At 54.2% G+C, this 26,256-nt stretch carries 25 protein-coding genes, 1 tRNA gene and 1 pseudogene; 11 read left to right on the plus strand and 16 right to left on the minus strand.

Going from position 1 to position 26,256, the window contains the following annotated elements; translation table 11 throughout:
- The first annotated feature begins 148 nt into the window (after positions 1-148).
- Positions 149-1,069, plus strand: a complete 921-nt coding sequence (locus tag JTM80_RS09425) for a site-specific DNA-methyltransferase (RefSeq protein WP_205371059.1) — start codon at positions 149-151, stop codon at positions 1,067-1,069.
- Between the two features lie 538 nt (positions 1,070-1,607).
- The gene (locus tag JTM80_RS09430; protein ID WP_225906810.1) at positions 1,608-1,769 is read left to right on the plus strand and encodes a hypothetical protein; all 162 of its coding nucleotides are present in this window, start codon (positions 1,608-1,610) and stop codon (positions 1,767-1,769) included.
- Between the two features lie 360 nt (positions 1,770-2,129).
- Here JTM80_RS09430 and JTM80_RS09435 read toward each other — a convergent pair whose 3' ends face one another.
- The 4 genes from JTM80_RS09435 to JTM80_RS09450 all read right to left on the minus strand — a co-directional run bounded on the left by JTM80_RS09435 (position 2,130) and on the right by JTM80_RS09450 (position 4,882).
- Complete coding sequence (locus JTM80_RS09435) at positions 2,130-2,525, minus strand: hypothetical protein (protein ID WP_172358330.1); 396 nt, start codon at positions 2,523-2,525, stop codon at positions 2,130-2,132.
- On the minus strand, positions 2,518-2,883 hold the full coding sequence (locus JTM80_RS09440; protein WP_172358329.1) for a hypothetical protein: 366 nt from the start codon (positions 2,881-2,883) through the stop codon (positions 2,518-2,520). Before JTM80_RS09440 ends, JTM80_RS09435 begins: the two co-directional genes overlap by 8 nt.
- A gap of 29 nt (positions 2,884-2,912) precedes the next feature.
- On the minus strand, positions 2,913-3,287 hold the full coding sequence (locus JTM80_RS09445) for an HNH endonuclease (protein ID WP_172358328.1): 375 nt from the start codon (positions 3,285-3,287) through the stop codon (positions 2,913-2,915).
- Between the two features lie 269 nt (positions 3,288-3,556).
- A complete protein-coding gene (locus JTM80_RS09450; RefSeq protein ID WP_225906777.1) occupies positions 3,557-4,882 on the minus strand; it encodes an IS110 family transposase in 1,326 nt (441 codons plus the stop codon).
- A gap of 537 nt (positions 4,883-5,419) precedes the next feature.
- Here JTM80_RS09450 and JTM80_RS09455 point away from each other — a divergent pair.
- The 4 genes and pseudogenes from JTM80_RS09455 (at position 5,420) to JTM80_RS09470 (ending at position 8,163) form a co-directional block, all read left to right on the plus strand.
- A complete protein-coding gene (locus tag JTM80_RS09455; RefSeq protein WP_205371060.1) occupies positions 5,420-7,087 on the plus strand; it encodes a DUF262 domain-containing protein in 1,668 nt (555 codons plus the stop codon).
- A 212-nt stretch (positions 7,088-7,299) separates the two neighbouring features.
- Positions 7,300-7,560: a hypothetical protein gene (locus JTM80_RS09460; protein WP_205371061.1), complete on the plus strand. Its 261-nt coding sequence runs from the start codon at positions 7,300-7,302 to the stop codon at positions 7,558-7,560.
- Positions 7,553-7,971, plus strand: a pseudogene (locus JTM80_RS09465) (retroviral-like aspartic protease). The gene JTM80_RS09460 and the pseudogene JTM80_RS09465 overlap by 8 nt, the downstream one beginning before the upstream one ends.
- A 42-nt stretch (positions 7,972-8,013) precedes the next feature.
- Entirely contained in the window at positions 8,014-8,163 is a 150-nt protein-coding gene (locus JTM80_RS09470) for a hypothetical protein (protein ID WP_205371062.1), read from the plus strand.
- A 186-nt stretch (positions 8,164-8,349) separates the two neighbouring features.
- On the opposite strand, the gene JTM80_RS09475 is transcribed toward JTM80_RS09470, so the two are convergent.
- Positions 8,350-9,864, minus strand: coding sequence for a hypothetical protein (locus JTM80_RS09475; protein ID WP_172358323.1), 1,515 nt, complete (start codon positions 9,862-9,864; stop codon positions 8,350-8,352).
- Positions 9,865-10,197: 333 nt separating this feature from the next.
- Between JTM80_RS09475 and JTM80_RS09480 the strand changes: the two genes are divergently transcribed.
- Positions 10,198-11,073 (plus strand): pirin family protein, encoded by an 876-nt coding sequence (locus tag JTM80_RS09480; protein WP_205371329.1) that lies wholly within the window; start codon positions 10,198-10,200, stop codon positions 11,071-11,073.
- Between the two features lie 154 nt (positions 11,074-11,227).
- Here JTM80_RS09480 and JTM80_RS09485 read toward each other — a convergent pair whose 3' ends face one another.
- Together JTM80_RS09485 and dnaK are read right to left on the minus strand one after the other, a co-directional pair.
- The gene (locus tag JTM80_RS09485) at positions 11,228-12,583 is read right to left on the minus strand and encodes a DUF4912 domain-containing protein (protein WP_205371063.1); all 1,356 of its coding nucleotides are present in this window, start codon (positions 12,581-12,583) and stop codon (positions 11,228-11,230) included.
- Positions 12,584-13,015: 432 nt separating this feature from the next.
- Complete coding sequence (gene dnaK / locus JTM80_RS09490) at positions 13,016-14,923, minus strand: molecular chaperone DnaK (RefSeq protein ID WP_172358320.1); 1,908 nt, start codon at positions 14,921-14,923, stop codon at positions 13,016-13,018.
- 700 nt (positions 14,924-15,623) lie between these two features.
- Here dnaK and JTM80_RS09495 point away from each other — a divergent pair.
- A tRNA-Arg gene (locus JTM80_RS09495) sits at positions 15,624-15,697 on the plus strand.
- Between the two features lie 585 nt (positions 15,698-16,282).
- Here JTM80_RS09495 and JTM80_RS09500 read toward each other — a convergent pair.
- The 6 genes from JTM80_RS09500 to JTM80_RS09525 all read right to left on the minus strand — a co-directional run bounded on the left by JTM80_RS09500 (position 16,283) and on the right by JTM80_RS09525 (position 21,699).
- The gene (locus JTM80_RS09500) at positions 16,283-16,483 is read right to left on the minus strand and encodes a hypothetical protein (protein ID WP_172358319.1); all 201 of its coding nucleotides are present in this window, start codon (positions 16,481-16,483) and stop codon (positions 16,283-16,285) included.
- Positions 16,484-16,537: 54 nt separating this feature from the next.
- The gene (locus tag JTM80_RS09505) at positions 16,538-17,275 is read right to left on the minus strand and encodes a hypothetical protein (protein WP_205371064.1); all 738 of its coding nucleotides are present in this window, start codon (positions 17,273-17,275) and stop codon (positions 16,538-16,540) included.
- 320 nt (positions 17,276-17,595) lie between these two features.
- Positions 17,596-19,713 carry a polyphosphate kinase 1 gene (ppk1, locus tag JTM80_RS09510; RefSeq protein WP_225906811.1) on the minus strand — a complete coding sequence of 706 codons (2,118 nt, stop codon included), beginning with the start codon at positions 19,711-19,713 and terminating at the stop codon, positions 17,596-17,598.
- A 99-nt stretch (positions 19,714-19,812) separates the two neighbouring features.
- Positions 19,813-20,019: a hypothetical protein gene (locus JTM80_RS09515; RefSeq protein WP_205371065.1), complete on the minus strand. Its 207-nt coding sequence runs from the start codon at positions 20,017-20,019 to the stop codon at positions 19,813-19,815.
- 217 nt (positions 20,020-20,236) lie between these two features.
- The gene (locus JTM80_RS09520) at positions 20,237-20,842 is read right to left on the minus strand and encodes a superoxide dismutase (RefSeq protein ID WP_172358316.1); all 606 of its coding nucleotides are present in this window, start codon (positions 20,840-20,842) and stop codon (positions 20,237-20,239) included.
- Positions 20,843-20,991: 149 nt separating this feature from the next.
- On the minus strand, positions 20,992-21,699 hold the full coding sequence (locus JTM80_RS09525) for a bifunctional 4-hydroxy-2-oxoglutarate aldolase/2-dehydro-3-deoxy-phosphogluconate aldolase (RefSeq protein ID WP_225906812.1): 708 nt from the start codon (positions 21,697-21,699) through the stop codon (positions 20,992-20,994).
- A gap of 92 nt (positions 21,700-21,791) precedes the next feature.
- Here JTM80_RS09525 and JTM80_RS09530 point away from each other — a divergent pair, with 92 nt between their 5' ends.
- Entirely contained in the window at positions 21,792-22,223 is a 432-nt protein-coding gene (locus tag JTM80_RS09530; RefSeq protein WP_225906813.1) for a TMEM165/GDT1 family protein, read from the plus strand.
- Between the two features lie 7 nt (positions 22,224-22,230).
- On the plus strand, positions 22,231-22,557 hold the full coding sequence (locus JTM80_RS09535; RefSeq protein WP_172358315.1) for a TMEM165/GDT1 family protein: 327 nt from the start codon (positions 22,231-22,233) through the stop codon (positions 22,555-22,557).
- Between the two features lie 10 nt (positions 22,558-22,567).
- Here JTM80_RS09535 and JTM80_RS09540 read toward each other — a convergent pair whose 3' ends face one another.
- The gene (locus JTM80_RS09540) at positions 22,568-23,086 is read right to left on the minus strand and encodes a hypothetical protein (RefSeq protein WP_205371066.1); all 519 of its coding nucleotides are present in this window, start codon (positions 23,084-23,086) and stop codon (positions 22,568-22,570) included.
- A gap of 610 nt (positions 23,087-23,696) precedes the next feature.
- Between JTM80_RS09540 and JTM80_RS09545 the strand changes: the two genes are divergently transcribed.
- Entirely contained in the window at positions 23,697-23,942 is a 246-nt protein-coding gene (locus JTM80_RS09545) for a hypothetical protein (protein WP_172358314.1), read from the plus strand.
- Between the two features lie 109 nt (positions 23,943-24,051).
- Here JTM80_RS09545 and JTM80_RS09550 read toward each other — a convergent pair whose 3' ends face one another.
- Positions 24,052-24,354 (minus strand): hypothetical protein, encoded by a 303-nt coding sequence (locus tag JTM80_RS09550; RefSeq protein WP_172358313.1) that lies wholly within the window; start codon positions 24,352-24,354, stop codon positions 24,052-24,054.
- A 20-nt stretch (positions 24,355-24,374) separates the two neighbouring features.
- Positions 24,375-25,826 (minus strand): PLP-dependent aminotransferase family protein, encoded by a 1,452-nt coding sequence (locus JTM80_RS09555; protein ID WP_172358312.1) that lies wholly within the window; start codon positions 25,824-25,826, stop codon positions 24,375-24,377.
- Positions 25,827-26,256 lie beyond the last annotated feature (430 nt).

The raw sequence follows: 26,256 nt of genomic DNA on the forward strand, positions 1-26,256 counted from the left end.
TGAAAGCTTCTACTAGGCTTAGAGTGCCCAGCTTTGGCTCAGAACCTTACAGCGGGCGATCGCCAGATAAAGTCCATTGAATCAGTTGATTGAATCAATTGAACTTACGGATTAGTCTCAGTATGGATTAAAGGGAACCCGGTTCGCAATGCCACATCCCCACTCCCCTGCGCCAACTGCCATTTCGTCTCCGCCTCAGCCCTTTTCGTTGCAATATACCCACGCCCACGGACAGATTTATCAGGGCAATTCGGTGGTCTGGCTGACCTCGCTGGCGGCGGAAAGCATAGATTTGGTGTTTGCCGACCCGCCCTACAATGTCAAAAAGGCGGATTGGGATAACTTTGCCAGCCAGGAAGACTACATCGTCTGGTCGCTGGAGTGGATCGCGCAGGCGGCGCGGGTGCTAAAGCCCACCGGATCGCTTTACATCTGCGGCTTTTCGGAAATTTTGGCAGATTTGAAACACCCCGCCTCGCGCTATTTTGCGGGCTGTCGCTGGCTGGTGTGGCATTACAAAAACAAAGCAAACCTGGGACGAGACTGGGGGCGATCGCACGAAAGCATCATTCACTTTCGCAAAAGCAGCCGCTTTCGGCTCAACCTGGACGACATTCGCATTCCCTACGGCGCACACACGCTCAAATACCCTGCCCATCCCCAGGCCGACAGCAGCGCCTACGGCCGCAAGGTCGATCAGACGGGCAAGTCCCGCGCCTGGTTGCCCCACCCCAGCGGCGCAAAGCCCAAAGACGTGATCGAACTGCCCACCACCTGCAACGGCATGGGCGAAACCACCCCCCACCCCACCCAAAAGCCAGAGGAACTGTTGCGGAAGCTGGTGCTGGCGGCATCGAGTCCGGGCGATATCGTCCTTGACCCGTTTTCGGGATCGGGCACAACGCTGGTGGCCGCAGAGCAGCTTGACCGCCGCTGGCTCGGCTGCGACCTGAATGCAGAATACAACCAGTGGGCGATTCGCCGCCTCGAAGCGGTGGACTGCCGATCGCCCCAAATCTGGATCGAGCGCGATCGCAAAACCGCCGAACGCCGCGCCTCCATCCGCTAGCCCCCGACCTGATATGACCTTACACAACCTGATGCACGGTCCACATCGGGATCGGCCAACTCCCGATAAACAAACAGCGCACCGCATGGCGATCGCCGCCAACCCGCTTCACACTCCGTAGCAAAATTTTGCTTGCGCTGAGCGATCCTCTCTACTACAATCGTCCATCAAGCTGTGATTTTTCCAACTTCCGCAGCTTGCTTCACTCCCCGAAAATTTGGCCGGTTCGTCGTTTACGGCATTGGTAGATGCGCCAACACCTACCAACGCCTGACCCCAGGACAGTAGGGGCTGTCTCAGGGCTTTGCCTATTGTATGGCCGCCTTGAAACCTGCTTTGCGTCGTTTGGGCGGCCATCTTTTCGGGGTTTCCTACCCCACTCGTTTCCTGGAGGAAACCCCAAATGCTGACAGTTCAATAAACCTGGTCGTCCCCATTCTCGGAGGCGACCCAGTTTTCGCTGCCCCCGCTCACCTGCGAACTGCCCCACCACCGCCGCCTGCGCCACTGCATCATTGGCCTGCCTGAAGATGCCCAGATGGCGATTGACCGTCTGCACCTGCTCCGCTACGCCGAACGCTTCGAGTGGACTCGTGCCCTCGACCTTCCACCCTACGGCATCATCCTCGATGGTCGCCCCGGCGAAGTGCTGCGCTACCTCCATCGTGAAATCCGCAGCAACCCTAGCGCAAACGAGTAAGAACAGGTAAGGAGGATTTTGGGTTTTGGATTTTAGCAGGGCATCCCCTCAATCCAAAATCCAAAATCCCCACTCCAAAATCCACAACCTTGCAGCCGCGCCATCCAAAGCCTTTGTGAACCCATCTGCCCAACTCCGCAAAACAGGGGTATTATGCAGATTAGCGTCAGCCTAACTCCCCAAATTGGGATCTTAGACAGATCTGAATCAGCCTAATCCCCCGAATTGGGATCTTAGACAGACAAATTTCAGCCTAATTGCCCTTATGGAGGTAGATAGGCAGACACGATCAGTCTAATTACTAGTTGGGCGGCAAGTGACCTAGCCCCCGATTCATCTAAGCTCTGTTACATGGCGTATCTATCTGCTTGCCGCCATCTGCTTAGCTCGGGCTAACAGTTTTGCAGTATCCTCATTGAGTATTTGTTCTTGGGATTCTAGTTCCTGTACACGGGCGCGTAAGACTTCAATTTTTTTCTCAGGTGACAAGCCTTGCAAGAAATCTACCGGGATAACATTAGACTCACCATTAAGCCAGAAAAGAACTCTCTGAAGCATTTCCCTTGTCTTAGACTGGATTCTCGGATTTTCCAATCTTTTTTCTACTGCTACTTTTACATCAGGAGCAGCGTACTCATTTAATCCAGTACTTCTAGACTTGGCATCAAGATCCTTAAAGATTTGTCTAATCATGTAATCAGAGAGTCCAAAAGCCTGTAAGTGGAGTTTGGTAAGCTTCTCAATATCACTACCCATTGGAACCTCCTTGATTTTTCCCAGATACTTGCTTTAGTAAATCTGCTATGTATGTAGCCTGTGCATCAATTGTAGCTTTTAGCGTGGGAACCACCTGTGTAGCGTAGAAGCTTTGGACACTGGTCAGTTGATCAACCAGGCTAGCAATCATCTCCTTCTGTTGATTACTGACTCTTTTCTGTGCCCCAAGTTCACGATTGCGTTGTAGGAGTGCTGGGCCTGCATAGCGAATCATACAGGCAATGATTTCATCCCTAGTAGTTACTTCATCCTGAGAAGCCTCAATAGCGCGTTTAATATCTGCTTGTGTCCAACCAAACTCATTTGCGACTTGTTTAATTAGTGTGGTGCTAGCCATGTTTCAAGATTACTCCAAGTAAAGAAAGCTCAAGAAAAATCAACGATTTTTGTTCCGATTGCAAGATTACAGCCAGGATGTAGCAATTTGAAGTTTTCAGGTCTGTTAGCAGAAGAACCAAAATCTTTTAATGGAAGGACATGATGTACAACTGCATCAGCAAAACGTAGCGGTTCGTTGCAAGCTGCACATTTACCTTCTTGAAATTCAAACTGCTTATTCTTCCAAGATTTTCCAGTTTTTGTTTGAAGCCATCTATTAAATTCTTTACGAGGATCAATAACAGCTTTAGCTTTTTCCAACTTCCTTTGCGTTTCTTTACGTAGTTCCTCTTCCTGCTTTAGTAGGACTAAAAGCTCACTATAAAGTAGATTCAGGTTTTGAGCTGATTTGTCAGATGCCATAGATTCTTCCTCGGATCCTCTTTAGGCATAGCAGTTGAGAAACGTTATGCCTATCAACTAGTATTCCCATGAATCTCGAAAGCCAAACTAAAACTTCTGGGTTGCCGCCCAACATAGGCCCTGAGGGAGACGGAGTCAACAGTCAACCGTGAAAAGGTACTGAGTAAATTGATGCACAGACTCTAAACGCAGCAAACCATAAGCCAGCCCGAGGTTGGCTACATTGCATTAAATGTTTCATTCCTAAATACGTTCCATTTGTTGAACTGTCATGTGTCTTTTAGCGTAACTTGAACCCTAGAATTACTGCACTCACCTCCTGCACTCGTCGTCACTTCAGCAGCGCTTTGAACTAGCATTACCGCCAGTGGTGACCTCTTGCGCTGGAGCGCCGCCAGATAGCGGTCTTCGTCATAGGGCACTCGGTCTTGCCAGCAGCGCCAGAGAATCCGTCCCCACTTATACGCCAGAGCGCGAATCGCTTTGGGATGACTTTTGCCCGATCGCCGCTGCTGCTGATAGAACGCATTGGCCCACGATGAGTGCCGCCGCGACTGGTCAGCCCACTCTACAAAGGACTGCCGCAAGAACTTTGGACAACTCCAGCGCCAATGCGTCCAGCGTTTCTTGCCACTCTCCTCTTTGACCGGTGCAATGCCGATATAGCTCATAAACGCCTGGGCGCTGCCGAAGCGACTGCGGTCATCGCCAAACGCAATCAGTAGCCGGGGCGCAAGATGGGGTCCTGCTCCGGGTAAAGCATCGAAAAACGCCGCATCTGGCAAAGACTGAAACAATTGCTCAATCGTTTGATTTAACTCATCGAGTCGATGCAACAGCGCCTTGAGCTGAATCACCAGCGTTTGCACCAGCCATTGCATCGGTTCAACAATCCCTGGGTCTTCTGTCAGGGGGATGCCAGCGGTTTGGATTTGGTGAATGCGCCGCTCAATGGCGCTCCGGCGGATGACTCGATGAGACTGGAAGAACAGAGTCAATTCCTCAGCCGAAACCGCTTGGGCAGAGTGGAGGTCAGGGTATTGAGTGATAAAGTCACAAAACACTTGGGTGTCTTTATCCTCAAACCACTCCAGCACTTGAGGATAAAAGTTCTTCAAAGCAGCGGTGATGCGATTGGTCAGTCGTACCTTCTCTCCCACCAGCATGCGGCGGGATTCACTCCACTGCCGCAACGCTCGCAGTTCACAAGATGCGGCTTGCCACGGGGGGATCTTGTCTGGGTGCTTGAGCAGCAGCTCAATCAAAATCTGGGCATCTACGGGGTCTGATTTTGCTCGTGAGGGCTGAAAGGCTCGTCGATAGTTAGAAACCGTGCGCGGATTGATGGGAAACAGCACTAGGTTGTCGTACTGGCACAGCGCGTAAATCAGGGGTCCTCGCTTTTGCTCCAGGCAGATGGCAATTGGGCTGTTGCCGTATCGCTGTTGCAAGGTCGCAACCCAGTTGGCAATCTCTTGCGGTTGAGCGCCAATCACGCTGTATTCTCGCTGTGCGCTCTCGGGGTCGTACAGACAGATGTCGTGTTTGCGATCTGACCAGTCAATGCCGATGTAGGCGACAAAGGTTCTTTCCATCAGCTAAGTTGGGGATAGTTTGTTGTCTGGAACTGGGCTGCCTGCTTCTGAGCGAAGAGATTATGGAAGGTGTCTGTCACCACTCCCTGAGAATTCGTTGAAGGAAGCTGGTCAAGGTTGAGGCGATGCAATATGTTAGTAGACATCGAGATGTCTGACGTTGGATGGTCGTCCTCAATCCCTAGCCCAGTTCCTTTTCCTATTACCATTTCTCTGGCTCTTAGCGATCTCTATGAGAGGAGCGAAGCGATATGTTAGTAGACATCTGACTGTCGCTCAATGCATGGTCGTCTCCTCTCTGTTGCTGTTCCGTCTCCCCATAAATTCGCTGCAACGGACGGAACAGAAATCTTGGCTGAAACCGAGAGCGATCGCCCGCCGTTGAGCTACACCGTTGGACGGCTTCATTCCCTGGTTTGGGCACCCCCTCAGTCACACCTATATGGGTTAAGGTTGAGCGGATGACTTCTAGCAACCCCAGGTTGGGCGAGGTTATGATGAAGCATCACTTGACTAAAATCGGCGGAGGAGTTTGAGATGCAGTTGCCAGAACCCCAAACCAAGACATTCCCAAGCTTGGTAGGTGCAATCGAGCAAGGGCAAATCAAGATTCCACAGTTTCAAAGAGACTTTGTGTGGACGATGCAGAAGTCGGCTGGTCTTATAGATAGCGTAATCAAAGGCTATCCGATTGGCACTTTCATTTTTTGGCGTACTAAAGAGCGTCTTCGCTCTGTCAAAGATATTGGCAAGCAAGTTCTACCAGAGCCAGAGCCAGGTGATTTTGTCGATTATGTTTTAGATGGACAACAAAGACTAACAAGCCTTTTCGCAAGTCTAAAGGGTATTACTCTGGTTAGAGAAGATGGTCGAGAGGATGATTTTTCCAAGATATTCATTGATCTAGAGTCTGAAGAGTCCGATCAAATCGTCATTACTGATACCGACGGTAGAGATGCAGAGAGCCTAATCAGTATCCTTGATCTGCTAACAGGCGACTTCATGGTGTTAGCATCATATCCTCAAAAATATCATGAGAAGCTTAGAACCTATAAAAATAGAATTGAGAGTTACCAATATTCAATCATTCAAGTCAAAGATGCCCCTATAGAAATAGCCACGGAAATTTTTGCGCGAATCAATGTTGGGGGCAAGCCATTATCACTTTTTGAAATAATGGTAGCCAAAACTTTTGATCATGAAAAGCAGTTTGACCTAGCTGAGAAATTTCAGGAATTAGTAGACAATTTGAAGCCTTTTGATTACGAAACAATTTCAGATGCTACTGTCCTACAAATTGTTTCAATCATTTTATCGAAGGAGTGTAAAAGGCAAGTCATTCTTGGACTTGATAAAAATGACTTCATAAACACTTGGGATAAAGCAAAGGATTCTATAGAGCGTACTGTAGAATATTTTAAGAATTACTACCGCATTCCGGTTTCTCAATTGCTCCCATACAACGCTTTGATTGCGCCTTTTTCCTATTTCTTTTTCTATCACCCTGATAGACCAACTGGTGATAAACAAAGATTTCTAGAAGATTTTTTCTGGAGATGTTCTTTGTCTGGGCGTTACTCATCTTCTGTAGAAAGCAAATTAGCTCAGGATGTGAAAAGAATAGATCAAATTCTTGCTGGTGAATTACCCAGTTACGACTGGTCAATTGACACTTCAGATGAATTTATTAAGAATAATGGCTGGTTTAGCACAGCCAGAAGCTATATCAAGGCAATCTTATGCATATATGCTTATCTTCAACCAAAGTCTTTTAGCGATAACTCTATAGTTAATATCAGCAACTACTGGCTAAAACAAGCAAACAGCAAGAACTATCATCACTTCTTTCCAAAAGCGCATTTAAGAAAGCAAAACTATGGAGAATTTCGCATTAACCATATTTTGAACATTACGATAGTTGATGATTTTCTCAATAAGAGAGAGATTAAAGCGAAAGCACCATCAAAGTATATGGCTAAGTTCCGAGATGTAAATCCGAATCTAGAAGCTACTATGAAAACCCACCTCATAGAGGACTTAGATACTTTTGGTATTTGGGATGATGACTACGACAAGTTTTTTGATGAGAGGGCAAAAGTAGTTAGCCGCGAACTCTCTAAAAGAGTAATCAAACAGGATATTGATAAGCAGGGGCAGTCAAGCATAGTTGACGATTTTGAGGAGGAGTTAACAACTGTTGAATAACTATTTCGAGTTCAAAACTTGATTTGTGCACCTCGAAAAATTCAGATTCTCTTGAGAATAGCCACAAGAAAACAAGGGTTTCAGGCTCCTAAAATTCTCAATAAGGCAATTGATCGAGGTGGACATTTGTAATTGGATTAGCAATGAGAAAGTCTGATTGAGCAGACTTTCCTGAAACTCAGCCTTGTTAAACTAGCAATTTTCTAACAGCCATGCTTCTTACTGAATTATTCCCTGTAGTTAGTCAGCTTTCGCATCAGGATAAGCTACGCCTTATTCATTTCCTCTTACTTGCAGTTGCTAAAGAGGAAGGCTATGAACTACAACCTAATGAGACTCAGACTCAAGAAAACTTATTATTGGAACAGTTAGAAGCTACTGAGGCAGTTGTATGGTCGCCCTATGATGCTCATGGGGCTGCTCAAACTCTCTCAGAACTTCTAGTGGCAGCAAGGCAAGAGGACAATGCTTAACGGTCAGCGATTTCCTTTTATTGAGCGCACCAACAGCGCAGGGCTGTCCAGTGTGATGCCTTTTTGCCAATGACGCTGAGCTACCGAGATCGGTCTGTAAAGATAATGGCTTTGCTGGACACTGGTGCAAGTGTCAATGTACTGCCGTATAAAGTTGGCTTGCAGTTAGGAGCAGTTTGGGAAGACCAAACAGTACCCATCCAGTTGAGCGGTAACTTGGCTCAGATGGAAGCGCGAGGGTTAGTGCTATCAGCAACAGTGGCTAATTTTTCATCAGTTTTGCTGGCATTTGCTTGGACACAATCGAGAGAAGCTCCGTTAATTTTGGGGCACATGAACTTTTTTGCAGAATTTGATGTGTGTTTCTACCGTGCCGACCTTGCCTTCGAGTTGCATCCGAGAGCAAAGTAGCATCATCCGTTCAGCCAGCCGTCCAACACTGCGTTGGTACGGGTGCTAGGAAAGGACGATCGCGTTTCTGAAGGGCAACTCCTGGCGTATATGGACGACTCGAATCTCCAAGGCGATCTGGTGCAGGGGCAGGGGCAACTCGATGCAGTCCAGGCCCGACTCGCGCGATCGCAGGCGGGTAACCGCCCCTAGGAAATTGCATGGGCCGAGGCCAGCTTGTGCCAGTCCAAAAAGACCTGTGCCGATATCAGCTACTCTGTGACAAAGGGCGACACTGTGCAACTTGGGGCAGATGTATCACCTGATCCGCACGATCAACTGCCTCGGCGCAACCATGCCCGGAAAATCCTGCCCAGAGCAAAAGTAGACCAGTTCCCGCTAGAACCCGCGAGCCGACTGACCGAGCCGCTGCCGCGATGTGTTGCCTGGGACTGCCACATCACCAGACGGATCGTAGGTTCTAGAACTGCCGGGTTCGCAGCGTTCTTCTAGTACGCAGATGGCGTAGAGCAGGGCCCCGCGCTGGCGTTCGTGATGGTCGGCAATCCAGCCAACGCGATCGCCCGTGCTGCCTGTTGTTGCAGCTTCTACGCCGTCGCGATAGTGTCCCAGATCGGTCAGGTCGTCGATGTCCTGGGCGCTGCGATCGCGCGTGGCTCTGTCAACACGTTCCCAATAGTCTCTTACGGCTTGCTGCTGGTCGTAGGCTTCGCGGCCGCGCCGGGCCCAGTCCCAATAGCGATCGCCCTGGGCTGTGAAAAATCCAGGCAGGGGCAGGGCGGCTGCCAGCGTCACCGGATTGCTGGCGGCGCGGCGTGGCGCGTGGGTAAAGGCCCAGCCCTGATTTTGCACCTCAAACTGTTCCGTTTGGGCGCGATTGGCAGGGTTGGGGCGAGTCAGGCGCACGGATTGAAAGGCGTAGGCAACCAGTTGCGGATCGGTAGGGTGGGGGCGCGGTGCAATGCGATCGTCGTAGACTACTTCGCTGCGATACCCCTGGCTATCCGTGACGGATGTAATCCGCCCTAGCGTGTCTCGCGTGATGGTATATCGATCGGGTAGCGCAAACTGAACCTTGGTGCGGCTATAGCCCGACGGGTTATAGCGGACAAACAGCCCGCTGGGATGCATCGACCAGCGGCCGGTTGGAACCTCGCGACTCCCCTCGCCCATGCCAACCTCGCCCACCAGCACAGCGATGCGCTCCATCTCGGCATAGGACGCATTGCCGCGTGTGAGGAGCGATCGCAGGTTCGCCTCTGCCTGCACGACTTGGCGCACCGCAGGCGGCAGTTCGGCAAAAATGCGGCGCTGCACCTCTGGCGGAATGTTGCCCAGTGCGCCGCCATTCAGGTCGTTGATATCTTCGCGGGTGAGCAGCCGTCGCCCTGCTGCCTGTAGGTCGCTGGACAGGTCATTAAACCGGGTCCGCGATAGAATTGCCCACAGCAGCAGTTGGATATCCCGCTGGGGAATGTCGGGATGGGCAACGGAGTTTTGCAACACCCGCCGCACGATGGTTTCTCGCTTGCCCAGCAGCGGCGCATACAGATAGCCGTCGCCTTGCCCCGGCCCGTGCGTCCCTGCATGTAGGCAATAGCTCTGCGCCTCGTATTCATACACACCGGGCACGACGACAAAGCTGCCGTGTTCGCCGCGCCGCAGTTGGCTGGCGGGTGCAACACGCTGGGGATTGTATGTATCCAGCAGGGCCAGTTCCGTTTTCGCATCTTCCAGGCTGGTGGAGACAGGGGGGCGATCGCCCATCAGTTCTCCCAGTCCTGGCACGGGCGGAATCGGCACACCACCGGGCAACCCGGGAATATTTGGCAGCCGCAACTGCGCCATCACCGGAACCGGAGCCATTGCCACCAGCCCTACTCCAACTGCCATTAAAATACGCCGCATATCCATGTCTCCAAACACACCAAGCCAAACTAAGAGTTGTAACGCTGATTGTTGATTCACACCAACGTTTGATTCACACCAATGTTTGATTCACACTAACAGTTGATTCACACCAACAGTTGATTCACACCAAGACAGCGTCGATCCGGGATACTGAATCCAGACTGTATGCAAGATCGCCTCAATTCTGGCAGAGCGATCGCCCCCGCCGCCACAGTTGATTCTAAATGTAACGGACATTACAAAAACAAAGCCGAGGCAGTTTCCCAGAACCGCACCCCCGCCTCGACGCTCGATTCACCCGGATCAGGAAAATTCATGGTTTTAGCATCCCACCTAGCGCAAGTCATCGAACCGGAAACGAAAGGCCTGGGCGGCTTTCAGGCACGGCGCGTATTGCCGAGCGACACCTGCACGATGGTCGGCCCGTTTATCTTTTTCGACCACCTCGGCCCCGCTGTTTTTCCACCAGGCAAGGGGCTGGACGTGCGCCCCCATCCCCACATCAACCTGGCCACATTGACGTACCTGTTTGAAGGCGTGATTTTGCACCGCGATAGCCTGGGTAGCGTCCAGGAAATTCACCCCGGCGCGGTGAACTGGATGACGGCTGAACGCGGAATTACGCATTCCGAGCGATCGCCCGCCTGGGCCCGCCCCATCGAATCGACGCTGCACGGCATCCAGACCTGGATCGCGCTGCCCGATGCCCACGAGGAAACCGATCCCTGGTTTCGCCACTATGCTGCCGCAGAAATGCCGTCCTGGGAAACGGGCGGTGCATCAATCAAGCTGATTGCCGGACAATTGGGCGATCGCACCTCGCCTGTAAGAACCTTCTCGCCCATTCTCTACCTGGATGTAAAGCTTGCAGATAACGCTGAGTTTACGCTGCCTGCACTGTATTCCGAACAAGCCGTCTATGCCGTCACACCCGGAATCGCGCTGAACCAGGAACCGATGACCGTCCACACGATGGCGCTGCTGAAATCGGGGGAATCCGTCACCCTTTCGACGGATCAGCCCGCCCGCTGCATTGTGATTGGGGGCGAACCCGTGGGGCCGCGCCAAAAGTGGTGGAATTTTGTCTCCAGTCGCCCAGAACGCATCGAGCAGGCCAAGCGAGATTGGCAAGACTGGAAGTTTCCAGAAGTTCCAGAAGAAACGGAGTTTATTCCGCTCCCCGAAGCATAGGGTTAAGTCCTGGGGTCGAGAAAATGCCGACAAAAAATCAGGGGTCGGAAACCCTCCGACCCCTGATCTGATGCCTGATTTTCTAGTAAGTCAGCTTTAGTCGGTTAGCCTCGTAGGTTAGCCTCAATAGATCAGCCTCAGTATGTCATCAGCCTCAATAGGTCAGCCATTCTTCTACAGCTTCCTCCTTAGTGTTGGTGCGGCGATCAAGCGTTTCGCGGGTGAACTTCATGTGAATGTTGCGGGTTTGTTCGCCATCGGCCGCAACCGCCATAATTGGGTAGTCAATCAGCCCCTCCTGGAAGGACATCTGGAAGCGGAAGGTGCCGTCGGGATTGAGCTTGATGGGCTGGCCGCCGATGGTAACAGTGGCATCGGGTTCCGTTGCGCCGTAGACAATCAGTTCAGCATCGGCAATTAGCCAGAACTTGCGGGGACGAATGGGCGGCGCGGAGGCAGAGAAGCCGATCCCGCTGCCCGATGCCGTGTAGGCCAGTCCCGCGCCCGATGCCATATAGCCCACGCCCGATGCCATATAGCCCACGCCCGATGCCGTGTATCCCACGCCAGACATGGTGTAACCCATGCCCACGCCCGATGCCGTGATTCCCGACATTGTGGGCACGGCCCACAATCCCGCACCCGACGGGAATACATAGGAACTGACGGCTTTTTCGGCCATGTGAACCGAGCCAAATAGCGATCCTGCAACGTTCGGCACTGCGCCCATCATCGACGCATCGACTCGCTGCCCACCGACCATCGCCTCGCCGAAGAGTTGGTCGTAGATCGAGTCGGCGGCCGCACCCCGCTTGCTGGGGGGCACCAGTTCCAAGAACTGCTTGCCGACCAGTTCCTCGTCCCAGTTCACAGTGATGAACTGATCATCGACCCAATCCGATGGATAGACCGGGGGGACGCGCACCGGAGCAGACCGGGCCAGCACCAGCCAGCGACCATCGGTGCAGACGTAGCCAATTTCAACCAGATAGTCCCGATCGCTCACGGGGACGGGCAAGTACCACTCCCGCGCCAATTCGTCACATTCGTACTGCTGGAGGCTGTGGGGACGCTGCACTGCTAGGTTAATATCCGTCACGTCGTAGAACCGCAGCGCCAAGCGTGAGCCACCCTGCCGACGCAACTCCTCTTTTTGGCTATTGGGAATGTCCCAGTAGGCGTAGACCCACTGCGGGTCGCGGGGCATCAACACAATGCGGCTCTCGCCGTAGCCATCGGGGAGATCGCTGAGGGGTTCATCCACTTCTGCCAGGGACATGGGAGCGCGATCGCTCTGCCCGACATCAAACTTGGCTGCTTCGACCTCCGCCTGTGCTTCCACCAGACGAGAGGAGGCAGGCGCATAGCCCGCAGCCCGCTGAGCGCTCAAAATTGCGGCAACAAGCTGCTCCTTTCTCATGCGGCTATAGCGTGAGACGTTAAACTCGCTAGCCACGCGGCGCAACTGCCGGAGCGTCATCTCTTCCAGGGGTGGGCGTTCCTGTGCCATGATTTTCCTCCAGTAAAGGGATGAAGAAGTGGGTAAAGGAATGACGAATTGACACCCTGCCCAAACGGACGCCAGCCATGTTGCCTACGGGGATCACCAACGGAGCTTATAAACCTTTTGGGATCACGGGGATCGAATCGTTAAGACCTATAGTGCGTAAAAATTCCTATTCGGTCAAGGGGTAGAAAGTGTTGAATCATAGGGACTTCACGAGATTACAGGTTTTGTTGGGATCGTATTGTCAGGAAAACATGACTTTTTGCTGAGTTGGGATCGTCAGTGAAATCGCCTCATTGTCAGGACTTCATGACTTGCTTTGTGCGGGTTAAGGGCAAAATTTAGGCACAAGAAAAGGGGAGCGATCGCCCCCCTTTATTCCGGTTAAATCAGGTTTTAGAACCGTACCAAACCGTTCTTGTTGCAGCCTCAGTTCTACTTGGTTTCCGAGAATTCTGCATCGATCACGTCGTCGTCGCCGCTGCTAGAAGGCGTTCCCGCATCTCCACCCGGAGGCGTTGCGCCGCCGTCGCCACCATCGCCGCTCTGATAGAGGTTGCTGCTGAGGCTATAGAGGGCCTGTTGCAGCTCGCTCATCAGCGACTTGATGCTGTCCATGTTCTCCTGGGCGATCGCATTCCGCAGATCCTTTGCCAGTCCTTCCACCTTGGTTTTGTCGGCTTCAGGCACTTTGTCGCCTTGGTCAGTCAGCAGCTTTTCTGCCTGATAGGCTAGCGAGTCGGCCTGGTTCTTCAGTTCAATCTTTTCACGGCGCTCTTTGTCGGCGGCGGCGTTGCGCTCGGCCTCGTTCACCATCCGCTCCACTTCATCCTTGGGCAGGGTCGAAGCGCCCGTGATGCTGATGGACTGCTCTTTGCCCGTGCCCTTATCCTTGGCGCGGACGTTTAGAATGCCGTTGGCATCGATGTCGAAGGTCACTTCGATTTGCGGCACGCCACGGGGCGCGGGGGGAATGCCGTCCAGCCGGAAGGTTCCCAGGCTCTTGTTGTCCGAAGCCATTTCGCGCTCCCCTTGCAGGACGTGGATTTCCACATTGGTCTGCCCGTCAGCAGCCGTTGAAAACACTTCCGACTTTTTGGTGGGGATCGTCGTGTTGCGCGGGATAATCTTGGTCATCACGCCACCCAGCGTTTCCACACCCAGCGATAGGGGGGTCACGTCGAGCAGCAGAATGTCCTTCACTTCGCCGGCCAGCACGCCCGCCTGAATCGCAGCGCCCACAGCCACGACTTCATCCGGGTTCACTGTCTGGTTAGGTTCCTTGCCCAGCACGCGCTTCACCACTTCCTGCACCGCAGGAATCCGGGTGGAACCACCCACCAGTACCACTTCGTCGATATTGTCCTTCGACAGCTTCGAGTCGCGTAGGGCGGCTTCGACAGGTACGCGGCAGCGGTCGATTAGGTCGGCACAGAGTTCTTCAAACTTGGCGCGGGTCAGCGTTACGTCGAGGTGCTTCGGCCCGTCCTGAGTCGCGGTGATAAAGGGCAGGTTGATTTCGGCCTGGGTAACGCTGGACAGCTCGATCTTGGCTTTCTCAGCCGCTTCTGTTAGGCGTTGCAGAGCTTGTTTGTCTTTGCGGAGGTCGATGCCCTCGTTGCGCTTGAACTCTTCGGCCAAGTAATCCACGATCTTCTTGTCGAAGTCGTCGCCGCCTAGGTGAGTGTCGCCGGCGGTTGCCAGCACTTCAAACACGCCGTCGCCCACTTCCAGAATCGATACGTCAAACGTACCACCGCCCAGGTCAAACACCAGGATGGTTTCGTTGCTCTTTTTGTCCAAACCGTAGGCGAGAGAGGCGGCCGTCGGCTCGTTGATAATCCGCAGCACTTCCAGACCTGCGATCTTGCCTGCGTCCTTTGTGGCCTGCCGCTGGGAGTCGTTAAAGTAGGCGGGAACGGTGATCACCGCCTGGGTCACTTCTTCGCCTAGATACTTCGTGGCATCTTCTTTGAGCTTCCGCAGCACCAGCGCCGAGATTTCTTCAGGGGCAAACTGCTTGCCTTCGGCGGGGCAGTCGAGCTTGACGTTGCCGTTGACGTTTAGCACCTTGTAGGGCACTTCAGTCGTTTCATGGGTCACTTCGTCAAACTTGCGACCGATGAAGCGCTTCACCGAGTAAAACGTATTTTCGGGGTTAATCACGGCCTGCCGCTTCGCAATCTGCCCCACGCGACGTTCTTTGGTCTTGGGGTCAAACGCGACCACGGAGGGCGTTGTGCGGAACCCTTCTGCGTTCGCGATGACCGTGGGCTTGCCGCCTTCCATCACTGCCACGCAGGAGTTAGTGGTTCCCAGGTCAATTCCAACAACTTTTGCCATAGATAGTCTCCGGTTCAGATACAGTTCCAAGTCTTGATTAACCGATGTGTGCGATCGCCCTTCTACCCGTTTTCAAGCTCAATGCAAGCTGAGTCCTAAATGCGATCGCCCGGCCCAGCGGTCTGGGCGCTATTTGTGAACTACGTCTCACAAGTAACGTGTTTCACCAGTGACGTGTTTCACCAGTAACGCAGCGTTTGGGTTACGTACCCTCTCAAGCTGCACACTCTCTGAGGATAGAGTGCCTTCAGCCAGCTCTAGCCAAACCCGTGGGCGGCAGTGGTTCCCAATCTATATACTGCGTACCTTTTCCGAGTTCGATGAAGTCGTATTTCCCGAACCTGGGGTAGGGCGGTTGTGAATTCGCCACCGGTTTGCAGTCTGGGGAGCGATCGCCGCCTTGCGTGCAAACCTGCCTGACAACAGATGCACACTGATCAACCTCACGCTGAATCGATGCATCAATGCAGGCGGAAATTGCCTCTAGAGGGACGATTTCCTGCTCTGTTTGTTTGAGTCGAATGTTGTTGATGTTCCTAAGGGCTTGGTTATGCTGCATGTTTTTAGTGTAAAAAGCAGGCGCGATTAGGATTGACGGTGAACCGTAATCCGCTGGGGCGTGTTTACCGTCTGTCGCTGCCTCCTTTTGGGTTGCTGCTATGATTGGCTTAGAAACATTGGGTCGTCCCAATTCACCCCTGGGGCTGTAGCTCAGTTGGATAGAGCGATCGCCTCCTAAGCGATAGGTCGCGCGTTCGAGCCGCGCCAGTCCCGTTAGCCTCAAAAGCACTGGTAGTAAAGGGTTTAGCCGTTTTTGCGTAATTCCTGACAAAGCCTGAAGTGGCGCAGATGCGTTGGCAATTTCCGGTAATGTGGTCATAGTTTGGGTCATGGATAGCCACAGCTTTGCTGAAGCAGCGATTTTGTGGGCAGTGCAGCGGCGATCGCACCCACACAAATCAGGAGTAACTGCAAAAACTGGCTCATCTGACTAACCTATGGCGACTTCCAAGATTGAATAGACGCATGACGCGGTAAGCCAGCGGCTTAAAGATGGGCGCGTCAAGGTGTCGGTAGAGCAGATAGGTGGGATGCTGGCACTGCGGGCCAAATTGCCGCCTAAACCTGGCAGCGATCGCCCCAAGCCCTACCGACAGCGCATATTCCTGAATTCGATGCTGTCACGATGGTGCGATTCTTTGACGGCGTGACCGGGCAGGCGACCGACACCAGCAAATTAGTGGCGATCGCCGATCTCGCCCTCAATACCGTTGCCAGCGCGATGGATCAGAAATTGCGGTCAAGCACAGAATTCGTTGCAGAAAACACTGAGCGAATTTTAGTTGCCAGCGCGATGGATCAGAAATTGCGGTCAAGACGCTGGGCATCGAGGGACAAGGCAGCCTGCGCGAGTGCTTCACCTTTATTCGCAGGCGTGGCTTCGTCGAAGACCATGTGCGACGGCTGAAAGATGAGGCGATCGCTCGGTGGGTGCAGCAGCAGCCCTTCCCCTGGATGGTAGAGGATTCCAGAGGCGACGCGCCTGCTAGTGTGGCTCACCCGCAAGACAGATCAGGGCAAGACCCCACCCACACCATCACGGGCTTTATCTCTTCATACCCTGGCTGCAAGGAGCTGAGAAACCAGCGTCGTAAGCGTTGCCACACTCTGCGCCTGCTGCTCCGCTAGGCGAATATGCCCCTCTAGCGCCCGGTTCTGGCTTTCCAGCGTAATCGCAATGCGGTCAAGTCTGTCGTCAATGGCGACGGTTCGCTGCTGGGTCTGGTCAACAAATGTGGCGATCGCCTCGGATAATCGATCTAGCTTGGCATTGAGCGACGCATCCCGCTGGGCGGCCTCTTCGGATAATCGATCCAGCTTGGCATTGAGCGACGCATCCCGCTGGGCGGCCTCTTCGGATAATCGATCCAGCTTGGCATTGAGCGATGCATCCCGCTGGGCGGCCTCTTCGGATAATCGATCCAGCTTGGCATTGAGCGACGCATCCCGCTGGGCGGCCTCTTCGGATAATCGATCCAGCTTGGCATTGAGCGACGCATCCCGCTGGGCGGCCTCTTCGGATAATCGATCCAGCTTGGCATTGAGCGATGCATCCCGCTGGGCGGCCTCTTCAGATAATCGATCCAGCTTGGCATTGAGCGATGCATCCCGTTGGGCGGCCTCTTCAGATAATCGATCCAGCTTGGCATTGAGCGATGCATCCCGTTGGGCGGCCTGTTGTCCATTAGTAACAATTAGCTCTGACAGATAGGCGATTTGCTGGGTCGAGGTTTCTAGCAACACTGCCACACGGTCGAGGCGTTCATCGATGGTCGGTTGATTCTCACTCATGACGCTATTCCGCTGCGAATAGTTGAATAATATTCCCACGGCGCAACTCATAGCGGGATTCTGAAAATTCGGGCAGCCACTTAACGGACTCGTCAAACGTCGTGTGGGGGATTGGAGCGCTGAATCATGGCGATTTCCTACTTGATTGAAGACCGACAGATTGAAGACCTACTAGAGTAACATTTCAGCCGGGATGCTCAGGTCTGGAAATGCCAGATCGAGTCTTGGCTCTGACCCATCCCTCAGCGTAGTGGGAGCCGCAGGGCACACCTGAGCGCGATTCCCGTAGGGATCGCTTCGCGAATCGCCCAATCGCTTTATCAGGACTGCCGCGCCATGTCCATGAGAATTTGTTGGGCACTTTGCACTGCGTCTGGGGATGCAGGATGGCGCTGGCGATAGCTACCGTCGGGCTGAAGCTCCCATGCCTGGCGGTTGTCGGCCAGCAAGATGCCGAGAATTTCCTGCAAATCTTTGGCGATCGCCCTATCGTCCACTGGCGTAACGGCCTCCACGCGCCGATCCAGGTTGCGCGGCATCCAGTCGGCACTGCCGATGTATACGTCCTCCGCGCCGTCATTGTGAAAATAAAAAATGCGGGAATGCTCCAAAAACCGGCCCACAATGCTGATGACCCGAATGCGATCGCTCACCCCTGCCAGCCCCGGCCGCAGACAGCAAATGCCCCGCACAATCAGGTCGATCTGCACACCCGCCTGCGACGCTTCGTATAGTGCCCCAATCAGCGGCGGATCGACCAGTGCATTCATCTTGGCGACAATCCGGGCATGGCGACCCGCACGGGCAATCTCGCGCTCTCGGTGAATCAGGTCAAGCAGGCGATCGCGCAAATTGGTCGGAGCCACCAGCAGCTTGCGATAGTTTTTTTGCCGCGAGTAGCCCGTCAGCGCGTTAAACAACTCCGTCACGTCTGCACCCAGATCCTCCCGACAGGTCAGCAAGCCCAGATCGGTGTAGAGCCGCGCCGTTTTGGGGTTGTAATTACCCGTGCCAATGTGGACATAGCGACGCAGGCGATCGCCCTCCTGCCGCACCACCAGCATCAGCTTGGTATGCGTTTTCAGCCCCACCAGCCCATAAACGACGTGAACCCCTACCTGCTCTAGCTTCCGCGCCCACTGAATATTATTCTCTTCGTCAAAGCGTGCCTTTAGCTCCACCAGCACCGCCACCTGCTTACCGTTCTCGGCGGCATCGATCAGCGCGTCCACAATCGGCGAATCGCCCGACGTGCGATAGAGCGTCATCTTAATCGTCAGCACGTCGGGATCTTGGGCTGCCCGCTGAAGAAACGCCTGCACCGACGACGAAAACGATTGAAACGGATGATGCACCAGCAAATCTTGCTTCCGGATCAGGGCAAAAAAATCCTCATCCGTGGAATATTCAGACTCCATCAGTCGGCGCAGTCGGGGATGGCTCACAGGCTTCCAGGGCGCATCCTTGAGATGGGGCAACGGCAGATCCACCAGCGCCATTAGGTCGCGCCCGCCCAACAGCCCCACCACCGGATACACATCTGCGTTGCTCAGCCCCATCTCCGCCATCAGCGTTTGGCGAATTTCATCCGGCATGGATTCGTGAACTTCTAGCCGCACCACAGACCCCGCAAACCGCCGCTTGCGAAGCTCCTGCTCGATTGCCTGGAGCAGGTCATCTGCTTCGTCCTCCTGCACTTCCAGGTCAGCATTGCGGGTCACCCGAAACACATGGCAGGCGACGACCTCCATGCCTGGAAACAGCTTGTCCAGATTGTGGGCAACGATTTGCTCGATTGGCACGCCCATCCAGACTGGCGTTTGCTTGCGCCGCTGCAACTCTAGCGGCAACAAGACGAATCGGGGCAGTGAACTGGGCACTTTGAGGCGGGCAAAATGGCTGGTTCCTTCGGGCGATCGCACCACCACCGCCAGATTCAAGCTGAGGTTAGAAATGTGCGGAAAGGGATGCCCCGGATCGACCGCCAGCGGCGTTAGCACGGGAAAAATCCGCTCTTCAAAATACTCCCGCAAATGGCGCTGCTGGGCCTGGTTGAGCGCTGCATAGTCCAGCAGGAAAACGCCGTGGCTCGCAAGCTGCGGCCGCAAGACCGACTGCACATGCTGGTGCTGCTTTGCGACTAGGGGCAAAAGCTTTTGGCAAATGGCTTCGAGCTGTTCCTGTGGCGTGCGACCATCGAGCGATCGCCGATCCACCTGTGCCTGCACCTGGCGCTTGATGCCCGCCACCCGCACCATAAAAAACTCATCCAGATTGCTGCTAAAAATCGCCGCAAACTTCAAGCGCTCCAGCAAGGGCGTGCGCTCGTCCATCGCCTCATGCAGCACCCGCGCATTAAACTCGATCCAGCTCAGTTCGCGGCTGAAGTAGTATTGCGGATCTGACCAGTTGGGTTGGGGCGGCTGGGTAGAAGACACGATAGGAGAATCGGGGGGCTAGAGCTAGGAAATCTGAAGCGAACGCTGAGCAGCCGATCATATCAGATCATTATCCCCCTATTCTCGAACTGAGGATACTCAAAACACCTCATCTTCGCGGCCGACCCACCATTCCCCAAGCTGCATCAGGTCGTGATGCACATCCGCCAACGCCCGGAGATACTCCTCGTTAGACAGGCTTGCTCGCTGCTCTTGCAATTTTTTGAGCCGCAGTTGTGCCAGGAGCCACGGCTGATGGAGGCGATCGCTCTCGGACATGTAACGTGCCAAGTCTTCACTATTCATAGGAACTATCCACCAGAACTACCTATAGGAACTATCCACTGGAACTACCCACCGGCACTATTCATAGGAAACCGCTTACAAAGCAAGAGTGGATAAAGCGATTTTGCACTCTATCCACTCGCGGCAGCTTCATAACTTACAAAACTGAACCATGCGCTTTATCAAGCTAGAAAAAGCCTCAGAAAAAGCGCCAGCGTCAGCCAAAACCGGGTTGTACCTAGGCGGCAGCCAAGTTCTCAGCGACAAAATCCCAGTTCACCAGCTTATCCAAAAAGTTCTGGATAAAAGCAGGGCGGGCATTGCGGAAGTCGATGTAGTAGGCATGTTCCCACACATCAAGGGTCAGCAGCGCTTTTTGCCCATGTGCTAGGGGGTTTTCGGCGTTGGGAGTCTTGGTCACTTTCAGCGTGCCGTTGTCATCGATCAGCCAGGCCCAACCGCTGCCAAACTGGGTCGCAGCGGCGTTGGCAAAGGCTTCGCGAAACTTGTCGTAGCTGCCGAAAGAAGCGTCGATCTTGGCGGCCAGGTCACCCGTCGGCGCACCGCCGCCACCGGGCTTCAGGCTGTTCCAGAAGAAGGTGTGGTTCCAGACCTGAGCGGCGTTGTTGAACACGCCAGCTTTGGCAGAGTCGCCAAAAGTCGCCACGATGATTTCTTCCAGAGACTTGCCTGCCAGGGAAGAATCGCTCTCGATCGCCTTGTTCAGGTTATCGACGTAAGCTTTGTGATGCTTGCCGTAGTGATATTCAAACGTCTCAGCCTTCATGCCATAGGGTTCTAAAGCATCCATCGCAAAAGGCAGGGGCGGCTGTTCGATAGGCATAGTGTTCATCCTCTATTAACTGCGCTGTGTTCAGTTTGAGTCTAGAAGAGCTAGTTGCCCCTACGCATGATCCGCCAGACGTAGCTAGGGCGGAGCGCGTCCTCAAACTATTGATAGAATTTTATATCAAAAATTGGCCCGGCCGTGTCTTACACAGCACCGAACGCAGCCCGACTGCCGAGGCTTGGTTCAAGGCTGTGTTCAAGGCTGTGTTTTAGCTGCGCGGCTCGTTCTTGCACGATCGCCCATTCCCCATTTTTCACGGCCGCCTTGGGAAATAACTGCCCCGCCAGCCCAACGGCGATCGCCCCTGCCTCCAGCATGGTTCGCGCATTCTCCAGCGTGACCCCGCCCGTGGGCACTAGCGGAATCTCGCCCAGCGGTTCTCGCACGGCCCGCAAATAGTCTGCGCCGCCGACACACTGAATCGGGAACACCTTCACCGCCGCTGCGCCCGCCTGCCATGCGGTCATGATTTCCGTCGGCGTGAGGGCCCCCGCCACAAAGGGAATCTCGAGTTCGGCCGCCTGCTGAATCAGCGCCCGGTTTGTGTGCGGGCTAAACAAAAACTGGGCTCCGCTGGCGATCGCCGCACTCACCTGCTGGGGAGTAGTAATCGTGCCCGCGCCAATCAGACAGTCGGGCAAGCGCTGCCGCAGTTGATGCACCAGGGTTTCAGGGCGATCGCTGTTCCAGGTAACTTCGATCAGCCGCATTCCACCCGCCGCCACTGCCCGCGCCATGGCCTCGCCGGTCGCCAGGTTGGGCGCACGAATGACGGCGATCGCCCGCTCGGTTTGCAGCCAATGCAGCCATCGATCGTTGAAGGAAACCGCCTGAGAATGGGAAGAAATCACAGTTCACTTACCAGACTTTCTAGGAGCGCGGGTGACGGAGCAGACGGATTGCCATAAAATGAGAAGAATATGAAAAACATTGGTGACTGCCCGTGAGCCTGGTTTCCCCCGACTCGATTCTATCTTCACCCGTTTTGACCGCTGAGCGCCCAGTCCCCCCTTCGATTCAGCCGCTTGCTGCGTCGTCTGACGGGGCTGCCGACTCAACCCAGCCTGCGCCGACTGCTCAGCCGCTCCGTCTGCGAGACGAATTCGGCATTTTCTTCTCGACTTTTATCACGATTTTCCTGGCAGAAATTGGCGACAAAACCCAAATGACGGTGCTGCTTATGAGTGCCCAGTCCAAAGCGCCGTGGGTGGTGTTTTTGGGAGCGGGTTCAGCGCTAATCGCCACGAGTCTTTGTGGGGTGCTGCTGGGCAAGTGGCTCTCGACCCGCATTTCGCCCCGACTGCTCGACAAAGCAGCAGCCGTGTTGCTGCTGGTTGTGGCGGGAATGCTGGTGTGGGATGTAATTCAGGGATAGAGCAAAAATGGACTGGAATTTGCTGGGACTGGCGTTTGTCACGGTGTTTGTGTCGGAACTGGGGGACAAAAGCCAGCTTGCGGCGATCGCCCTCGGCAGCAGCGGCAAGTCTGTTCGGGCTGTGTTTTTGGGGACGGCAGTAGCGCTGGTGCTGGCCAGTTTTTTGGGCGTGATGCTGGGCGGCGGCGTGGCTCAGGTTGTGCCGACCCGCTGGATCAAGGCGATCGCCGCGATTGGGTTTGTCGTCATGGCTATGCGTCTGCTGCTGGGTGCGGCGGATGAGTTGCCAGACGAGCCGCTGGATGAGTCATTGGACGGTAACGAACCTGCCTAAACAAACCCACCTAGCGTCCCGCTTCCAGCCGCTCGCCCAAAAACCGCCGACCCACCGCGACCAGCAGCGCTGCACTCAGCCCTAGCTTAACCAGTTCCAAAACCCAGTAAATTCCGTGCATTTGCGCCATGCTGCCAGGAATGCTGGCTTCACTCGTCAGCCAGTTCAGCGGCATCGCTAGACCGCTCATCACGGGAGTCATCACGTAGGTCAATACAAAGGTCACGCCCAACAGGAGCCAGACCGCAGCGATTGCCCAGCCCGCAACTTTGTGCTGCCGCAAAAGCGAGAGAAGCCCCACGAAGGCGATCGCCACACACAACAGCCCCAGACGGTTGAAAACCCAGAACATGCTGTAGCCTGCGCTGGCAAAACCGGGCTGCGTCATCATGCCGCTGGCGTACATGGCAGGCATCACGACCAGATCCAGCAGCAGGCTGCCGCTGAGCCAAAACCCTACCGCCAGTAAAACCGCCGACTGCCAGACAGAGCGACCCGGCAGCAGATTAAATTTAGTAGAAGTCATCATGGGTATAAGACATTCTTAACTCTTACCTCCAGCCTATCGGATTCGGCTCAATCCAGTCATGAACAATCGTTTCGAGTCATAACTAGATTTGTCTGAATCGAGCTTCAACAAATCATTAATGAATTCTTGCTGACTTAACGTAAGTGATTACGCTGGTTCGCGCTATTCTCAGACTAGGAAAATTCAGTATATTCTCGGATAGTTCCTTGAATTTGGGTTGCTCAGTTCTGCTGGTTTTCCAGAGCGTTCAGGAAATTCTTGGTTTTAGTTTGTCTCATGTAGCCGTCTAGGGCGATCGCTCTCGATCCTACGGAGCAATTCTCTCAGCGCAGCTTGATCCCGCTTGGTGCGCTCGAAAGCACGGGTCGCTGATAAGCGTTGTAAGGCGCTAAGGCTTGACTAGCCAGGTTGGCCCAAGCTGACAGAGCTTTCCGGCACTCGCTTTCGTCCTTTTGCTTCAGGTCTTGGTGCTGTTTGTCAAATTTGGTGCTTCGCAGCATACGCGGACTCGAACAGTCTCAACGAATTCCCAACGAATATAGAAAAACCAGTCACCTGTATGAATAGTGCTTGCTTAACAGACTTTTATCGCGGTTGGATGATTGAGGTTGTGCCTCAGGGAATCGGTTATACCAGCGTTTGCTATTCCCCCTCTCGGCAGCGGATCGATGACGACGTAATCTACTCGCGCGACTTTCTGGCGCTAAACGCAGGCAAGGCACTGGTTGATCTTTATCTCGCCTGCCAGCAGTTTTCCGGTGTGCTGCGCGAACTGTACGAATCGGACAAGCTGGAGTACGAAGAGTGGCGATCGCTCAGCCAGTCCATTACTGATGCCATCGGCGTGTCTCGCTAAAGTATTCCCGGCCGTTCCTCGTGAAGAGTTTTGGGGAATTCTTTGGGGCGATCGCACCCGATGCTGCCCATTCCCGCTATCTGCCATCCCAAGGTTCCCGGCTCGTTCGCTATTGGATATAGTCCGGGTCAATGCCGAGGGCCCGCAGGCATTCGGCAAGTCGTTCTGCGCGGCGCTCTGCACGCTCAGCCCGCTGCTGGGCCTGTTCGGCCTGCTGCTGGGCCTGAAGTCGTAGCGTCTCTAGTTCTACAAACGTCAGAAAAGGCTGCCCATCTGGGCGGAAAATCTGCAAGCCCGACTCGCTGGGTTCAAACCGAATCTGCAAGCGCGGACTGACCCAGCCGTCCATCTCCTCGATCACGTCGAGCCGTCCAGCGGGCGATCGCGCTCCAAAAGTGCCGGAGTTGCCCAACCTGCGCCGAAATGTTCCGCTCAGGTGGCCAAGTGGCGTTTCATAATGCGTCCAAGGATTGCCATTCCCTGCTCAATTACCTCTGCATCAAAGGAAAAATTCAGCCGCATTGCCGGGTAGCCCTGCAAATTTGGGAAAAATGCAGAACCGGGTGTGACCAAAATGCCCTCGGACGCTGCCTCGCTGCATACCAACTGCATCGGCAGGCGATCTGGCAGCTTCACCCAGAGAAACAGCCCCCCAGTAGGCACTGTCCAGGAAGCCTCGGCAGGAAAGTATTGCTCCAATGCCTGCAGCATGACACCACGCCCCTGAAGATTGCGCGTACACAACTGCGCCAAATGGCGGCGATAGTAGCCCGTCGCCAAATACTCGCTGACAATCGCCTGCGAAGCCGTAGACACACACAGGTCATGCAGCATCTTGCGCTCTCGCAGCCGTCCATAGTCGTCCCCCGTCGCGACCAGATAGCCCACCCGCAGACCGGGCATCAGCGTTTTGGTAAACGTCCCTGCGTAAATCACAAAGTCGTCTTGATCCAGCGCCTTGATGGGGGGCGGCACGGGGTCAAAGTTCAGCCCTTCGTAGGCGTTGTCTTCCAGAATGCGGCAATCGTAGCGGCGGGCCAGATCGAGCAACTGCTGGCGATGGGCGAGGTCAGTGGTAATGCCCGTTGGGTTGTGCAGCGTGCTGATGGTATAAATCAGCCGGGGGCGATGGCTGTGGAGGTATTGCGCCAGCAGGTCGAGGTTCATGCCGTCGCGAGTCATGGGAATGCCGATCACCCGTGCACCAAGCTGCTGAAGAACCGCCAACGCGCCGTGAAAAGTCGGGCTTTCTACAATGACCCAGTCACCGGGCTGCACAATTTCCTGCATCACCAGCGACAGTCCCTGCATAGACCCATTGGTGACAATCAACTGGTCGGGCGAGGCATCTAGCCCCTTTTGCACCAGCAGTTGAGCAATTTGCTTTCGCAAGGGATATTGTCCCTGCGGCAGGTCATAGTTAAACAGCAGCGCCCCCATCTCCTTAAAGGCGCGACGAGCCACCCGCTGGAGAATGTCTGTGTCGTGGGGGTGGGGAAAGCCGGAACTGAAGACCGTCACGCCATCCTGATGCAGCGCTGACACAGAGGCCATGTAAATGTCGAAGTAAGACATTTCGCCCTGGTCAGGAATAATGACCTCCTGAGAGGGGGCAAAGCGGGACGGCGGAATCGGCGAGGTGACGGACGGTTCGCTAACGAAATAGCCAGAGCCAGGGCGGGCGTAGATCAGTCCGTCTGCTTCTAGCACGCTGTAGGCTTCGATAACCGTGAGCTTGTTGACCTGGGCTGCTTCGGCCAGGCTGCGGATGGAGGGCAGGCGATCGCCCGGTTGCAGCGTTCCCGACTGAATCAGGCGATGGATGCGCTGGCGAATTTGCAGGTAGACGGGCTGGGGCGATCGCCGATCGAGGGGAATTTTCACAGGCGCAGAGCGGCGCAAAACAACCGCTACGAAAGCACTATAGATGCACTATAGGCGATCGCCCCCGTTTTCACCCGGTACAGTTTGGCTCAAAACAGGTAGTACAGTTTCTAGTCTTCAATAACTGTACTAGTTAAAGTTTGAAAATCTGTACCTTATCAAATGGCTTTGAATTAGCGAAGCTTGGAACTGTGAACCCCTTTCCCTCCTCCAAGCCGTATGAATGTTTCTGAAGTTTCTCCCACTTCCTCATCCCAGGCTCCTTCGGTCAGCGCCGCATCTCATCTCGAAAACCCGAATCATTCAACTCAAAATCGTTGGTTAGAACTGGTTTTAAGTTGGGTCAATCATTTATCAGGAAGCTCAGAGCCAATCATCCGAGAAATTCCGCAAAGGACTGGCTCAAGCCTTTGGCAAATCTACGATCCAC

The sequence above is a fragment of the Thermoleptolyngbya sp. PKUAC-SCTB121 genome (assembly GCF_016919485.1).
Lineage (GTDB): Bacteria > Cyanobacteriota > Cyanobacteriia > Elainellales > Elainellaceae > Thermoleptolyngbya > Thermoleptolyngbya sichuanensis.

What these genes read in the sequence shown, in the direction of transcription:
- JTM80_RS09460 (WP_205371061.1), top strand. Translation starts at nt 7,300, where the DNA reads ATGCTTCTTACTGAATTATTCCCTGTAGTTAGTCAGCTTTCGCATCAG.
- JTM80_RS09475 (WP_172358323.1), bottom strand. Translation starts at nt 9,864, where the DNA reads ATGGCAGTTGGAGTAGGGCTGGTGGCAATGGCTCCGGTTCCGGTGATG.
- JTM80_RS09450 (WP_225906777.1), bottom strand. Translation starts at nt 4,882, where the DNA reads ATGGAAAGAACCTTTGTCGCCTACATCGGCATTGACTGGTCAGATCGC.
- JTM80_RS09425 (WP_205371059.1), top strand. Translation starts at nt 149, where the DNA reads ATGCCACATCCCCACTCCCCTGCGCCAACTGCCATTTCGTCTCCGCCT.
- JTM80_RS09515 (WP_205371065.1), bottom strand. Translation starts at nt 20,019, where the DNA reads ATGAATAGTGAAGACTTGGCACGTTACATGTCCGAGAGCGATCGCCTC.
- JTM80_RS09430 (WP_225906810.1), top strand. Translation starts at nt 1,608, where the DNA reads ATGGCGATTGACCGTCTGCACCTGCTCCGCTACGCCGAACGCTTCGAG.
- JTM80_RS09505 (WP_205371064.1), bottom strand. Translation starts at nt 17,275, where the DNA reads ATGAGTGAGAATCAACCGACCATCGATGAACGCCTCGACCGTGTGGCA.
- JTM80_RS09440 (WP_172358329.1), bottom strand. Translation starts at nt 2,883, where the DNA reads ATGGCTAGCACCACACTAATTAAACAAGTCGCAAATGAGTTTGGTTGG.
- JTM80_RS09520 (WP_172358316.1), bottom strand. Translation starts at nt 20,842, where the DNA reads ATGCCTATCGAACAGCCGCCCCTGCCTTTTGCGATGGATGCTTTAGAA.
- JTM80_RS09540 (WP_205371066.1), bottom strand. Translation starts at nt 23,086, where the DNA reads ATGATGACTTCTACTAAATTTAATCTGCTGCCGGGTCGCTCTGTCTGG.
- dnaK (WP_172358320.1), bottom strand. Translation starts at nt 14,923, where the DNA reads ATGGCAAAAGTTGTTGGAATTGACCTGGGAACCACTAACTCCTGCGTG.
- JTM80_RS09485 (WP_205371063.1), bottom strand. Translation starts at nt 12,583, where the DNA reads ATGGCACAGGAACGCCCACCCCTGGAAGAGATGACGCTCCGGCAGTTG.
- JTM80_RS09455 (WP_205371060.1), top strand. Translation starts at nt 5,420, where the DNA reads ATGCAGTTGCCAGAACCCCAAACCAAGACATTCCCAAGCTTGGTAGGT.
- JTM80_RS09480 (WP_205371329.1), top strand. Translation starts at nt 10,198, where the DNA reads ATGGTTTTAGCATCCCACCTAGCGCAAGTCATCGAACCGGAAACGAAA.
- JTM80_RS09535 (WP_172358315.1), top strand. Translation starts at nt 22,231, where the DNA reads ATGGACTGGAATTTGCTGGGACTGGCGTTTGTCACGGTGTTTGTGTCG.
- JTM80_RS09435 (WP_172358330.1), bottom strand. Translation starts at nt 2,525, where the DNA reads ATGGGTAGTGATATTGAGAAGCTTACCAAACTCCACTTACAGGCTTTT.
- JTM80_RS09445 (WP_172358328.1), bottom strand. Translation starts at nt 3,287, where the DNA reads ATGGCATCTGACAAATCAGCTCAAAACCTGAATCTACTTTATAGTGAG.